Source organism: Cronobacter sp. HA18006 (assembly GCF_011605445.1).
GTDB lineage: Bacteria > Pseudomonadota > Gammaproteobacteria > Enterobacterales > Enterobacteriaceae > Cronobacter > Cronobacter sakazakii.
In genome coordinates this window covers 657,697-670,660 of record NZ_JAANQB010000011.1, presented here as the reverse complement: position 1 = coordinate 670,660, position 12,964 = coordinate 657,697, and the positions used below count along the sequence as shown (strand labels likewise).

The following is a 12,964-nucleotide window of genomic DNA, read 5'->3' as shown; positions in this document are numbered from 1 at the left end:
TTTTATTGCCTTTACAGGGGCTTATCGAGCTTTATCACCCACAGTTCATTTTGTGAGGCGGGTTTATCCAGCGGCTTGATGCCGATTTTGCTGGCAACCGGCTTGCCGTCCAGCGTCAAATGCCCCTGGCCGTCCACGTTATAGTCATCCATCTCTTTTTTATCGCCCTGCGGCTCCAGCAGCTCTGACTGTAAACCGAAGTCGTTATCGTTGATGACCGCGAGGGTTTGCGGGTCGACAAGCGCCAGCCCTTCCGCTTTCTCCTGCTGCCAGCCCAGTTCACGCAAATCCACCGCCAGCTGTTTTGTGGCGAGCTTCACGCCGCGCGCGTTGAGTTTTTCCGCATCGTCAAATTCCGGCGGTTCGGTCTTATCCAGCGTGCTCAGATCGGTGGCGTTGCTGAGATCGACTACATAAACACGGTTGCGCATGGTTTTGTTTTTATCACCACCCTGCTCGATAAGCAGAATGCGGTGGTCATCCAGCGCCACGATATCGCTGACTTTGGCGTCTTTGGCTTTTTTATAGACGTCGATGTCGATCGGATAACCGTACATTGCGGTTTTGCCGGTCGCCGGGTCAAAACTCACCAGCCGCGTAAAGCGCGCGGTGTTTTTGGTTTTGCCGTCGATATCCAGCGTGCTCTGCACCGCCGCGATAATGCGCCCGTCCGGCATCCGGGTCAGCCCTTCAAAGCCGCGGTTAGGCTGACGCCATTTAATGATATTCGGCAGGCCGCCCGCCACGCCCTCTTCGCCCTTGCCCGCCTGCGGGCCCTGTTTAGCGAGGATCGCGCCGCCGGCGTCGACATGAATAATAAACGGGCCATATTCGTCACACAGCCAGTAGCCGCCCTTGCCGTCCGGCGTGATCCCTTCGGTGTCCAGCCCGCGTTTATCACCGGTGAGCGTTTGCAGCGCGTCATTGAGCGCCAGCTCATTGGTGGCGCCGATGAGCCCGGCGGGCAGCGGCAGACCGCTGATATTGCCTTTATCGTCATGCAGCGGCATCGGATCGCTCGCCTGCGCCTGGTCTTTGCTGACGCGAATGGTCATCATCAGCGGCGTGTACTCCGGGCTTGCGAAGATTTTCGACTCCTGCTTGCCCATTTTCGGCGAGTCGGCGTTAGGGCCGCGGTCGGTGACGGTCGCGAAAATCAGGTCATCGCCCTCTTTGCGTAAAAACAGCAGGCCGGAGCCCACGCCTACCGGCAGGCCATCAGGAAACGCGCTGGCGTAGTTGCCGGAATAGACTACGTGATCTTCCTGCGGAAACGTCACGACATAGCGTTCCACCTGCGGCGCGGCGGCAAGGGAACAGAGCGGGAAAAGCGCCGCGAAAGCGAGCGTAAGCGGTTTGAATTTCATGGTTCTCAGATCCAGAGTCGGGGTGGCACTGTTATAAGACGCAGGCGTGACAGATTAATGACAGCGCCCTTTTCTCCTGTGGATTCAGCGAGTCACCGCGTTAACCGCCGCGCATGCTGAAGCCGTGACGCTGACAAACCGGGCACACTTTCTCGCCCGGATGCCAGGCGCGCCACGGCTCGCCGCAGCGCTCGCAGCGGGCGTGATACAACGCCCTGCGGATCAGCGGCCCGGCGTCGCCCTCCGTTATCGTTATAGCATCAACCGGGCAAACGGCCTCGCAGTCGCCACAGCCATCGCAGCATTTTGTATCGATCGCGACCGCCTGTTCGCCAAAGCGTATCGCGCCGCTGGCGCATGCCCGGCCACAGGCACCGCATAGCAGGCAGCGCGTGGTATCCAGCATGACGGCGTATGCGCATAAAAACGCCCCCGCCGCACGCCGGGTGGCAACGTCGTGCGCTACGCGTGCGCGTTCACCGTCCGGGCGCAGCAGACGGCGCTTCGACTCACCTGCCGCCGGTGAAACTGCAACACACTGCCAGCCCGGCTCGCCGCGCTTTTTCAGCCACAGGTTAAGTTCTGCCAGCGGCCGCAGCCAGAGCGTGTCACGCGTGAGATCCACCGCGACCGCGCGAATGCGGTACTGCATATGCCAGAGCATCAACTCCTCTGCCGCGACAGGCTGGGTAAACGGCCCGAGCAGCACGCCATCGCGGTGAATTCGCGACAGCGGTACGAGATTCTCCAAGGCGTCCGCCGGGCAGACAAACAGGCAGATCCCGCAACCGGTGCAGTGCTCCGGCGCGAGAATCACCTCATGATGGTGGATGCTCAGCGCGCCGGTCGGGCAGCGTTTCACGCAGGCATCGCAACGGCTTTTGGCCAGCCGTTTTCTGGCGCAGCGCGCGCCCACACAGGGTTGTGCGGGCGCTATGGTGTTGAAGAGACGCATCAGGCGTCGATAGAGAAAAACGCGAGGCGCAGCAGCAGTTCGCCAAGAAGAATCAACGCGCTGCCCGTCATTTGCGACGAGCGCGAGCCGTGCGGGCGCGTCAGCCCGGTCATCAGCAGCATCGCCCCTGCGGCAGAGCAGCACCAGCCCGTAAGACGCAGCCCTGCGCAGGCGTTAAAGGCCGAAAGCGGCTGTAGCGGAAAGGTCACCGGCACTACCGTTTGCGCTAAATAATGATAGTACGCAGGCTGAATGAGAAGCCGGATCAATACCACCGCCAGCGCCAGCAGCGAAAGGCGACGGCTTGCCGCGAGTTCTGCCTTTGCATTAAAAGCCGGACGCAACGCGAGGCGCAGTTGTAACACCGACGCGCCGATAAGCACGACCGAACCCAGGAACATGGCCCAGGTGTTAACGTGCTGCCAGGTTACGACCGACGCGTGGCAGTAGATGGACGCCATAGCGAACATATCTGCAAGCCCCGCCAGGGCTGTCAGCCACAGCAGCGGCCACGGTGTTGCGCGCTTCGTCATCAAAAGCAAAATGCTAAGAGCAATCAGCGCCATAAACACACCCGCCAGCGCAATCTCCCGGCTGAGCCAGGAGCTGGAAAGGTGGCGCAGCGCATTAAAGGCGTTCAGCGGATACCCCAGATGCAGCGTCGAGGCGAGTAAACCAAGCGCCGCGGCGATGCCTGTACAAACCAGCGCAGGCAGCGTCGCGAGCGTGTGTCGCCCCGCGCGCGGCATCTGCCCGGCGGTGAAGCAGAGCATCAGCGTAAAGCCCTCTGCGCCCTGCATGAACAGCGTAAAAATCACTAACGGAAACTCATGCATCGTGCTGTTCCTCCTGCTGTGCGCCCTGATGCGGCTTAATGACCAGATTGGGTCTGGTGACAGATGACGGCGGCAGGCCTTTTACGTCACAGAGCGCGCCGAAGCGTTCGCGCAGCGCGCTAATCGGGCCGAACTGAATCGCCCCGAGCGGGCACGTGGCGACGCACACCGGCGGCTCGCCCTTCGCCAGCCGATCGATGCAGAAATCGCATTTCGACATCTGCCCGGTCTGCGTATTACGCTGCGGCGCGCCGTAAGGGCACGACCAGGCGCAGTAACCGCAGCCGACGCATTTGTCGGTGTTTACACGCACGATGCCGTCGCCGTCGCGCTTGTGCATGGCGGTCGTCGGGCAGTTGCGCGTGCAGATGGGATCGGCGCAGTGGTTACACGAAATCGATAAGGTATAAGCGAAGACGTTTTGCATAAGCCCGCCTGCGCCGGTCGGCGTGAAGCCGCCGCCATGAACTTCATAGACGCGCCGAAAGCGCCGCCCCGGTTCGAGATTATTTTTGTCTTTGCACGCCACCTGGCACGCTTTACAGCCGGAGCAGCGCGACGAATCGATAAAAAAGCCCAGTTGCTCGCCGCTGACCGGGGGATAATCCTTAAACTGGCTCATGTCTGGTTACCTCAACGAGCAGGGTTTGATGGGCGTTGCCTTTGGCAAGCGGAGTGATACGCGCGCTGGTGAGCACATTCGGGCAGCCGCCGTTATCGACGCCTTCCGCGTCCGGCTGCCACCAGGCGCCTGCCTGCATCGCCACCACGCCGGGAATAATGCGCGGCGTCACGTCGGCGGGGATGCGTACCACGCCGCGATCGTTATAAATCCGCACCAGATCGCCCTGCTGAATGCCGCGCGCGCGGGCGTCCTGCGGGTTAATCCAGAGCTGCTGGCGCTGTACCTCCTGAAGCCACGGATTGGCGTATTGCGTCGAATTGGCGCGGTTTTTCCCCTTCCACGTGATGAGCTGTAGCGGGTATTTGTCTCGCAGCGCGTCTTGTGGCCCTTCTTTCGCGGGCACATAGTGCGACAGCGCCGGGCTCTCCGGGTGATTCATCTCCCAGAGCCGTTTTGAGAAGATTTCGATTTTGCCCGAGGGTGTCGGGAACGGATGGTTGTCCGGGTCGAGAATGTTCTCTTCAAACGCGACATACGGCGGCGATTTCAGGTAGACGTGCGGTTTTTTGCAAAGCCCGGCGAAATCCGGCAGGTCGTGATCCGCCAGCGCCTCGCGGGTTTTCTCCCATATATGTTCCACCCACGCTTTTTCACTGCGCCCTTCGCTAAAACGCGCCTCGATGCCGAGCTTGCGCGCGACCTCGCGCAGCCAGTCGTAGTCCGAGCGGCGCTCAAACTCCGGCTCCACCAGCTTTTGCGACAGCAGCAGATAGTTGCCAGTGCCCCAGGTTTCGCCGATGTTCCAGCGCTCCATAAAGCTGGTTTCTGGCAGCAGCAGATCGGCGTAGCGGGCACTTGGCGTGAGGAAGAGATCGCTTACCACGATAAACTCGACCTTACTTTCATCTTCCAGCACTTTCACAGTCTGGTTGATGTCCGGGTTCTGGTTCGCCAGATAGTTGCCCGCAAGATTAAAGATGAATTTGATGTTGCTGGAGAGCGTTTCAGCGCCTTTTAAGCCGTTTTCCGGCGTGACTTTCGCCGCGTCGTCGCAGGCCTGCACCCAGTTCATGATGGAGATTTTTTCCGCCACCGGGTTCGGCACGCTGTAGGGATCGGCGCAGAACAATCGGTTGCCGATGCCGCCGTAGCCGGCGGCCCAGCCGCCCTTCACGCCGACATTGCCGGTGATGGTGGCAAGCAGCGTGGAGCCGCGCGCGGTGCGCTCGCCGCAGATATGGCGCTGCGGTCCCCAGCCCTGGATCAGCGCCGCCGGTCTGGTGGTGGCGTAGTCGCGGGCAAGCTGGCGGATGGTCTGCGCAGGCACATGGGTGATGCGCTCCGCCCACTCCGGCGTTTTTTTCACGCCATCTTTTTCACCAGAGAGATACGCCATCAGCGATTCGCCCGCCGGTACGCCTTCCGGCATCGTATTTTCATCAAAACCAATGGCGTGACGCGCGATAAACGCGCTGTCGTGCAGGTTCTCGCTGATGATGACGTACATCATCGCGTCCATCAGCGCGTTATCGGTGGTGGGCAGCAGCGGCACCCACTGATCGGCGAGCGACGCCACGGTGTCGGAGTAGCGCGGATCGACCACGATAAACCGCGTACCGTTGCGCTTCATCTGCTGAAAGTAGTGGTTAGTGTGACCAAAAACGGTTTCGTTCGGGTTATGGCCCCAGAGGATCACAAGCTTTGTGTCTTTGAGTGTATCAAGCGAGCTGCCGCTGGCGGCGGTGCCATAGGTATAGGGCGTGGCGGCGGCGGTGTTTCCCATACTCACTGAGTGATAGGACTCCAGATAACCGCCGGTCAGGTTCAGTAAACGCCGCGCCATTTTGTCGCCCGAGAACGCGCCGCCGGAGACCGCCGTATCGGTGTGCATAAAGCGCGACGCCGGGCCGTATTTCGCGGTGATACGCCGCAGGTTATCGGCGATAAGCGTCGTCGCCTCATCCCAGCTGATACGCTCGAATTTCCCTTCGCCACGTTTGCCGACGCGCTTCATCGGGTATTTCAACCGGTCCGGATGGTAGACAAACTGACGATAGCCGCGCCCGCGCACGCAGGCGCGCATCAGCGGCATATCAGGATCCACTTCGTTATCCGGGCAGGTGGAGATGCGCGTCACTACGCCTTCTTTAACGTGCGCGCGGATATCGCATTTGCCGCCGCAGTCAAAGGTGCTGCAGGTGGGCACGACGGTTTCCGTTTTCTGTACCTCTACCGCGGGCGTTTGTGCTTTCGCCACGCCGGCCTGCACAAAGAGCGGCGCGGCCGCGAGCGCCGACGTGGCGCGCAGAAAGTCGCGGCGCGACAGCCCGCTTTCGTCCGGTTCATCCTTTGGGGTTAATGGTTCCATTCTGTTCCCTCATAAAAAGGGCGTATTCTGCAAAGCCCCTTAACGGGAAAGCTTGATGAGTATCAACGGGAAAAAACTGGACGGCGCGTAGCGGAAAGTTTCAGAAAAACGGGCGGGGAAAAAGATGAAAAGGAGGAAAACGGCGCCGCCGTTGGCGAGCGGCGCCGTATCGGTTACTCGTGGTGCTGTTGCTCGCGGGCGTCTTTCACCTGCGCAGGCGTGACGGGCGCGGCGTGGTTGCCGAAACTGCCGCGAATGTAGTTAGTCACATCCGCCGCGTCCTGGTCGCTGAGCGCCCAGCCGTAGCCTGGCATGCTGTACGGCAGATGATTTTGCGTCACCGCTGTTTTGCCGCCCTCCAGCACCACACGCAGCAGCGTCAGCGGGTTATCGGCGTTGACGGTGAGATTGTCTTTCAGCGCCGGAACGGCGTATTCCGCCCCTTCACCGTTGCTGGCATGACAGGTAGCGCAGTAGCGGGCATAGAGCCGATGACCGTTCTCCATTTCCGCTTTCGCCACCTTCGACGCATCACGTTTCACCGGCTCGCTGCCCGGCAGGCTTAAGAGATAAGCCGCGATGGCGCGGTTGTCGTCATCGCTCAGGTATTGCGTGCTGTTGGTGACGACTTCATCCATCGGCCCGCTGAGCGCCGCGTGTTTACTGCGCCCGTCGCGCAGCAGCACGGCGAGATCCGCTTCAGACATTTTCAGCCCGCGCAGCGACGGCGCGTACCAGCCGTTCAGCGCCTCGCCCGCGAGGAACTGCTCGTCGCGTTCGTCAAAGGCTTTCTCCTGCATCCCCACGCCGCGCGGCGTATGGCATGCGCCGCAGTGGCCCGGCCCCTGCACCAGATACGCGCCGCGGTTCCAGGCCGCGCTTTTATCCGCGCGCGGCGTAAACGGCGTATCGTCCACAAACAGGCTGTTCCAGATGCCAAGCGGCCAGCGTATCGAGAGCGGCCACGGAATGTCGCTCTCGCGGTTGGCGGTGGCCTGCGGTTTGACCTCTTTCATCAGATAGTCATAGAGCGCGCGCAGATCGTCATCGCTCATCTTCGCATAGGACGGATACGGCATCGCCGGGTAAAGATGATGGCCATCTTTCGCAATACCTTCACGCATGGCGCGAGCGAACTCGTCGTAGCTGTAGCTGCCGATACCGTGGGTGTTATCCGGCGTGATATTGGTGGAGTAAATATCGCCAAGCGGTGTGGCGAATTTCAGCCCGCCCGCGAGCGGCGCGCCGTCCGCGGCCGTATGGCAGGCCATGCAGTCGCCCGCGCGCGCCACATATTCGCCGCGCGACATCTCCTGCGCGCCCGCCTGCGCCGCCCACAGGCTTAACGCCAGTAACGCGATACGTTTCATGCGCCCTCCTTCGCCATCTCGTGCAGCTCTTTCACCGCGCGGTAGCCCTGATCGATGGCCGAGTTGGCATACGGGCTCCAGTCGGCGTCTGAGTTGGCGATGGTGATGCGCCCGACCGGCTGGCGGGCTTTTTCGATGATTTTCTGCGAGCCCTCTTCGTCGTCAAACAGGCCGCTGAAGAAGTAGGAGTAGCCGTGGGACCAGCGGTTAACCGTGATCGCCGCGATATCCCGCTCGTGGTCAAACCCGGCCGCGCCAAACATGCCCTGGAGCTGGTCGCGGATCATCTTCTCATGCACCTCGAACGGCGTACCGAGCAGAAACGCGCGCCCTTTGCGGAACTGCTCTCTGGCGCTGAGCCCGCTGCCGGGAAACGTCGGCACGTAAACCATGTGCAGACCGATGGGCGCGTTCGGATCGCGTGGGTGCTGATAGCCGCCCATATCCACCGGATAATCGAGCTTGACCCGGCTATAAGGTGCCGCGGGCGAGTAGATTTCATGTACGCCGAGCTTCATAAACGGCTGCCAGTTGCGAATGACCACTTTGCTGTAGACCAGCGGCGCTTTGACGTTCTGCTTCAGCGCCTCCTGCTGCTCGTGCGGAATTTCCGGCACCAGATAAGGGATCATCATGTTGTAGCCCGCCATTACGGTCTGCCCGGCTTTTACCTTGTTCAGTTTCCCGTCGCGCAGGTACGTCACTTCTACACCGCCCGCCACATTGGCGGCATGTACGCCAGTGCTGTTGAGGCGCAGACGCACCGGATGCTCGGGTTTATCCAGCTGGCTGTAGTCGAAGGTCGCCAGCACGATATCATCCATGCTGTTACCCGGCGCTACGGCCGGAATAAGATGCCGCACCATCAGGCGCGCCAGCCCGGCGTTGCCGTCCGGGAAGTGATAAATGTACGGCTCTTCGAGATCCGCCAGCGATTCAGCGTCAAGCGGCGGCAGATCCATGCCATCCAGCCCCGGCAGCGCGCAGATACGCGCGTCGCTCGCCGACGTGCCGTCGATGCCAATCGCCTGGAAATCGTTGGTACGCTGCTGGAAATAGCGGATGGCGCTGTCACTGAGCCCCACCTTGTCGCGCAGGAACTGGCTGTAGCTGTGGGAATCGAGCCACGCGACTTTTTCCTCAACGCGCATCCCGGCGAGATAATCTTTTTTCTCAGTGTGCAGCGCGATAAGCGCGTCACGGTCCGCCTGCGGCAGCGGGAAATCGTTAATAAAGGCGCGAATGTCGCGGGCGTTCATGCGATCGGGCGGAATATCGTCCGCCACCGCGCGCCCCGGATCGCCGCTGACGATTTTATCGACGCCAAAGTTGGTTTTATCGAAATAGACGCCGCGGCTTAAGTTGAGATCCGGGTAGAAGGTTTGATCGAAGCTTTTTGCCATGCGCTCAATGCTGACGTTCAGCGTTTTCAGCAGCCCCATCGCGGTTTCACTGAAATTACTGGCGGGCGACTGGAAAGATTCGCTGCCGCCGTAGCCGAGCACGGTTTTCCCGTCGACGTGAAATTCGTTGCGTTTGGCGTGGCCGCCGAAGTCGTCATGGTTATCGAGCAGCAGAATGCGCTGCTGCTTGCCGCGCATCTCCTGCCAGAAACAAGCGGCGGCAAGGCCGCTGATCCCCGCCCCGACAATCACCAGATCGTACTCCTCCTCCACCGGAACGCTGGCCGGGTCGAAGTGCTTACCTTCACGCCCCAGCGCGTGCGCCTGTTCGAACGAGCCCGGATGGTTACCGCGAAGCCCCGTGAGGGTCGGCGGATAATAGAGCGACTGCGCTGCCGTCTGTGGCGAGGCGCGCAGAATTTGCCACGGCGTCATTCCGGCGGCCACGGTGATGGCGACGCCATTGAGAAAATCACGTCGGGTGATTGCCATAGAACTTCCTTAAAGGACAAAAATTATTGTTTTCAGTTTGTTATATAATGGTACAGAATTTTTGCCTGCCAGACACCCCGGCAGGCGTGGATTGCGGAAGGTTTATGCAGAAAGTTTGCCGGTTTGCGCGACTTCATCGAGCCGCTGTTGCATCTCTTTCAGGTTATTCAGCAGATTGGTGTCTGCCTCGGTCGCCGTTTCACCTTTGCCGGTAATGACAAAGTGGTAATTTTCCTCGCGACAGGTGGCCGTATATTCATACGCCCCGCCCGGCTGCTGTTTTTTGTCGATAGACAGTGACATACATCCTCCTTTCAGTCGTTATCTCTTAAAAGGTAGAGTATTTTCGCGCACTGCGTCAGGGGATCGCCGAAAGCTCAGCCAGCCGAAAGTGATCGGGTTTGAATATGCGCGTGCGGCATGGCGCTTCAAAATGCCAGGTATCATCCGGCGCGAGGTTGAAGGTGATGGCGGTGGTATAACCCACCACCATGCCGTTACGCAGGAGATTAAACGCCACATAGACCTGCCGTAAGGAGCGGTCGGTAAGGTTTTTGACCATACCTTCAAGGCGTAGTTTCCCCGCCTCGGTTTTTACAAAATGGACATCAGTGAGCGCCACCGGCGCGATATCCGCCCGCGCGCACTGGATAAACAGCGCGCACGCGAGCGCAAACAGGGTTAAAAGTGATTTCATGCGTTCTCAGGGTTATACGGGTGTGATGTCTGTTCAGAATGTTAACTGATTCATAACGTCGATTTAACCAGCAAAACCGCTAAAGGGTAAAGGGATGTGAATGTTAAGAGGTAGCGGAATTGGTGTTTATACCGGGCGCTTCACAAACCGCTTACGGACTTCGCGATAACCCTGCGCGTCGTAAAAGTGATGCGCGCGAACGCGGCTTTCACTACTCGAAAGCTCAATCTGGGTGCAGCCCTGCGCGCGCGCCTCGTCGTGCGCGGCTTCAAGCAGCCTCGCGCCAGTTCCCGCGCCGCGTAATGTTTCATCGACAATCAGCGCGGAAATGAGCCCCCATTTTCCGGTCTCATGCAGCGGCTGAATAACGTGCAGCACTATTGCGCCACAAGGCGTCCCGGCGGTTTCGGCCACCAGCACACGTGAACTATTAGCCTCGCTGTGCGCAAGCATTGCGGTCACATCTGACAAGGCAATCATATAGCCGAGCTGTTCAAACAGCCGGCAAAGCGCGGGCACATCGTCAATGGTTGCATGGCGAATTATCACTGCTCGCCTCCTTCGCGCCCGGCAGCAGCCAGCGATTTACACAGATACTTCGGCGATTCGGTGTAGCCCTGACGGTAATAGAAGCGGTGCGCGTCGCTGCGACGGCTGTGGCAGTGAACCTCAATGCGATCGCAGCCGCGCGCACGGGCAAGCGCTTCGCCTTCACTTTCCAGCAGCCTGCCGATCCCTTTGCTGCGCGCGTTGCTGCTAACGCAGAAATAACTGATACGGCAGAAATCCCCTTTAAGCGCCAGTTGGGGAATAAAATGCAGTGACAGAACGCCCAGCAGCGCGCCATCCTCTTCCGCCACCAGCACCCTTTCATCCGGGTGCGCCAGCAGCTCAGCGAGGCGTTGGTCGATAAAGTGCGCCGTATCCGGGTAATCCAGTTCGGTTAATAAGGCGCTGATAGCTGTGGCATCAGAAGGCGTCGCGGTGCGGGTCGTTATCATCGTTATCTGTCTCTTTACGCTGGCAAGGTACGAGTGGTGATGGAATGACATTAGCCTGTGCCGCGATAAGTGGCTGTGTCAACTGCGGTTTTTGGGGGGAGAGATATCAAACCTATCATGCAACATACGAATCGCTACGTTGGGATATAGAGGACGGTTTTTGTGAATTCTACCTTGTGCGTAACCTTTAAGGCATGTTAAACAAAGCGCCGAAAAAGGGCTATTTAACAACGGTATTCTGGACTTTACAGTATTTGAATTTTGGTAGGTTGTTATGAGGCTCATAGTTTTACCCTGATTAGACTATACACACTACATATCATAAAAAGGCAACGAAATTGATGTATTAACTTTCCAAAAAAAACTATAAATATCAATAAGTTATTGAAACTGAAATCTTCATCATTGATGACAATGGTTGTCATGGAGAAACAATGAGTTCTATGAACAAGATATCCTCAGTTGAGGGCATTCGTGGGCTAGCATGCCTGATGGTGTTAATATCCCATTTAACGCTTATATTTTTTCCTTATCTTCACGGACAGCAAGATCATCTGATTAAAACGCATTTAGACAAAGTAATATTCCAGTTACCGTTTGGATTTTTATATTCAGGTTCTACTGCGGTATACATATTTTTTGCATTAAGCGGATTTATCCTGACTTATGCTTGTGCAAACAAGGGAAACGAATTAATAAATGCGGGGAAAATGTTTTCTGCGAGATTTTTCAGGCTCGCTATACCGGCTTCGATTTCTATTGTACTGAGCGCGCTGGTATTAAAACTGCTCCCAAATAATGCAAATGGTCTCGATTGGATATCCGGATGGGGTAACTCACTTGATTTAAGCTTTTCAGCCATACTCTATAATGCATTTTTTTCTTCAATTCTGTTGGGGGACGCCACGTATAACTGGGTAGTATGGACGATGAAGATTGAGCTCTATGGTTCATTTCTTATATTTTTCTCAGTCCCTGTCATAAACCAGCTTCGCTTCAGACCCTTGATTTATGTAATCATGGCTCTCCTTTTCTGCTGTAACTTACCTGAAAAGCATGGTTTTGGATATGCTGCTTTTTTCCTGGGGGCGAGTATTTACTATACTCCACCAATTAAAAGTAAAATACTAATCTCTTTTTTATTATTGTTAGGTTTATACCTTACAGGATATCACTATAAACAAGATATTTATTCATTCTTATCACATATTGAAACGCATGAGATGAGAAGCATGGGAGTGGATGGCTCGTTCTTCTACTCTATGATTGGAGGTTGTCTCATTGTTCTGGTAGGGATAAAGTCAAACATTCTCTCTAAATTAACGGATAATATAATATCGGTCTGGCTGGGAAAGGTTTCTTTTTCCGCTTACCTTGTGCAAATGCCAATATTTTATCTAATCACCCCATTTTCATTCAGGTTAAGAGAGATTGGCCTTGGATACATTTCATCTTCTGTTTTTACATCGGTATTATGCTTAATAGCTATATATGGAGTTGCTATTTTTTACCAGAAATATATCGACTCCATGAGTATAAAGCTCTCAAGAAACTGGACAACTATCTTCGGATCCAGAGCCATTTCCTTCTCTGAGATTTCCCTGAAAAAATAAAGCATGGAGAGAGCTCCTTTTTATAAGGTAACAGAATAATTATCCAGAACGAAACATAACCGTTACTACGATTGATCGGTCTATAGGTTAACAATAATCATTACTGACCATATATAGCATCTTGTTTTACCTGTTGATCGATATTATCGTATGACAATAATCCAGAGCTTTTTTGTGAACGATTTGTCACCGGGGCTGATATTTCTTAGCTATTAGCCTCTTCACCAAACTCAGTGA

General features: G+C 56.7%; 12 protein-coding genes. 1 reads left to right on the top strand and 11 read right to left on the bottom strand.

What is annotated here, in order from left to right; translation table 11 throughout:
* Positions 1 to 11: 11 nt before the first annotated feature.
* The 11 genes from G9X48_RS04900 to G9X48_RS04850 form a co-directional block, all read right to left on the bottom strand.
* Positions 12 to 1,367: an esterase-like activity of phytase family protein gene (locus tag G9X48_RS04900; RefSeq protein WP_105629563.1), complete on the bottom strand. Its 1,356-nt coding sequence runs from the start codon at positions 1,365 to 1,367 to the stop codon at positions 12 to 14.
* A 100-nt stretch (positions 1,368 to 1,467) separates the two neighbouring features.
* Positions 1,468 to 2,322, bottom strand: coding sequence for a 4Fe-4S binding protein (locus G9X48_RS04895; RefSeq protein WP_097647595.1), 855 nt, complete (start codon positions 2,320 to 2,322; stop codon positions 1,468 to 1,470).
* The gene (locus tag G9X48_RS04890) at positions 2,322 to 3,158 is read right to left on the bottom strand and encodes a DmsC/YnfH family molybdoenzyme membrane anchor subunit (RefSeq protein WP_097641445.1); all 837 of its coding nucleotides are present in this window, start codon (positions 3,156 to 3,158) and stop codon (positions 2,322 to 2,324) included. The genes G9X48_RS04895 and G9X48_RS04890 overlap by 1 nt, the downstream gene beginning before the upstream one ends.
* Positions 3,151 to 3,780 carry a DMSO/selenate family reductase complex B subunit gene (locus G9X48_RS04885; protein WP_063265538.1) on the bottom strand — a complete coding sequence of 210 codons (630 nt, stop codon included), beginning with the start codon at positions 3,778 to 3,780 and terminating at the stop codon, positions 3,151 to 3,153. The genes G9X48_RS04890 and G9X48_RS04885 overlap by 8 nt, the downstream gene beginning before the upstream one ends.
* Entirely contained in the window at positions 3,767 to 6,151 is a 2,385-nt protein-coding gene (locus tag G9X48_RS04880; protein ID WP_097641446.1) for a DMSO/selenate family reductase complex A subunit, read from the bottom strand. The genes G9X48_RS04885 and G9X48_RS04880 overlap by 14 nt, the downstream gene beginning before the upstream one ends.
* Positions 6,152 to 6,324: 173 nt before the next feature.
* On the bottom strand, positions 6,325 to 7,521 hold the full coding sequence (locus tag G9X48_RS04875) for a cytochrome c (RefSeq protein ID WP_097641447.1): 1,197 nt from the start codon (positions 7,519 to 7,521) through the stop codon (positions 6,325 to 6,327).
* Entirely contained in the window at positions 7,518 to 9,416 is a 1,899-nt protein-coding gene (locus tag G9X48_RS04870) for an FAD/NAD(P)-binding protein (RefSeq protein WP_097641448.1), read from the bottom strand. Before G9X48_RS04870 ends, G9X48_RS04875 begins: the two co-directional genes overlap by 4 nt.
* A gap of 102 nt (positions 9,417 to 9,518) precedes the next feature.
* Positions 9,519 to 9,719, bottom strand: a complete 201-nt coding sequence (locus G9X48_RS04865) for a hypothetical protein (protein ID WP_014728940.1) — start codon at positions 9,717 to 9,719, stop codon at positions 9,519 to 9,521.
* 55 nt (positions 9,720 to 9,774) lie between these two features.
* The gene (locus tag G9X48_RS04860; protein WP_097641449.1) at positions 9,775 to 10,113 is read right to left on the bottom strand and encodes an FxLYD domain-containing protein; all 339 of its coding nucleotides are present in this window, start codon (positions 10,111 to 10,113) and stop codon (positions 9,775 to 9,777) included.
* Between the two features lie 126 nt (positions 10,114 to 10,239).
* Entirely contained in the window at positions 10,240 to 10,662 is a 423-nt protein-coding gene (locus G9X48_RS04855; protein ID WP_097641450.1) for a GNAT family N-acetyltransferase, read from the bottom strand.
* Positions 10,659 to 11,114: a GNAT family N-acetyltransferase gene (locus tag G9X48_RS04850; RefSeq protein WP_097641451.1), complete on the bottom strand. Its 456-nt coding sequence runs from the start codon at positions 11,112 to 11,114 to the stop codon at positions 10,659 to 10,661. Before G9X48_RS04850 ends, G9X48_RS04855 begins: the two co-directional genes overlap by 4 nt.
* 434 nt (positions 11,115 to 11,548) lie before the next feature.
* Between G9X48_RS04850 and G9X48_RS04845 the strand changes: the two genes are divergently transcribed.
* On the top strand, positions 11,549 to 12,727 hold the full coding sequence (locus G9X48_RS04845; RefSeq protein ID WP_097641452.1) for an acyltransferase: 1,179 nt from the start codon (positions 11,549 to 11,551) through the stop codon (positions 12,725 to 12,727).
* Positions 12,728 to 12,964: the final 237 nt, after the last annotated feature.

Coding starts and splice junctions, on each gene's coding strand:
- G9X48_RS04900 (WP_105629563.1), bottom strand. CDS start 1,367: ATGAAATTCAAACCGCTTACGCTCGCTTTCGCGGCGCTTTTCCCGCTC.
- G9X48_RS04845 (WP_097641452.1), top strand. CDS start 11,549: ATGAGTTCTATGAACAAGATATCCTCAGTTGAGGGCATTCGTGGGCTA.
- G9X48_RS04890 (WP_097641445.1), bottom strand. CDS start 3,158: ATGCATGAGTTTCCGTTAGTGATTTTTACGCTGTTCATGCAGGGCGCA.
- G9X48_RS04865 (WP_014728940.1), bottom strand. CDS start 9,719: ATGTCACTGTCTATCGACAAAAAACAGCAGCCGGGCGGGGCGTATGAA.
- G9X48_RS04860 (WP_097641449.1), bottom strand. CDS start 10,113: ATGAAATCACTTTTAACCCTGTTTGCGCTCGCGTGCGCGCTGTTTATC.
- G9X48_RS04850 (WP_097641451.1), bottom strand. CDS start 11,114: ATGATAACGACCCGCACCGCGACGCCTTCTGATGCCACAGCTATCAGC.
- G9X48_RS04870 (WP_097641448.1), bottom strand. CDS start 9,416: ATGGCAATCACCCGACGTGATTTTCTCAATGGCGTCGCCATCACCGTG.
- G9X48_RS04875 (WP_097641447.1), bottom strand. CDS start 7,521: ATGAAACGTATCGCGTTACTGGCGTTAAGCCTGTGGGCGGCGCAGGCG.
- G9X48_RS04885 (WP_063265538.1), bottom strand. CDS start 3,780: ATGAGCCAGTTTAAGGATTATCCCCCGGTCAGCGGCGAGCAACTGGGC.
- G9X48_RS04895 (WP_097647595.1), bottom strand. CDS start 2,322: ATGCGTCTCTTCAACACCATAGCGCCCGCACAACCCTGTGTGGGCGCG.
- G9X48_RS04880 (WP_097641446.1), bottom strand. CDS start 6,151: ATGGAACCATTAACCCCAAAGGATGAACCGGACGAAAGCGGGCTGTCG.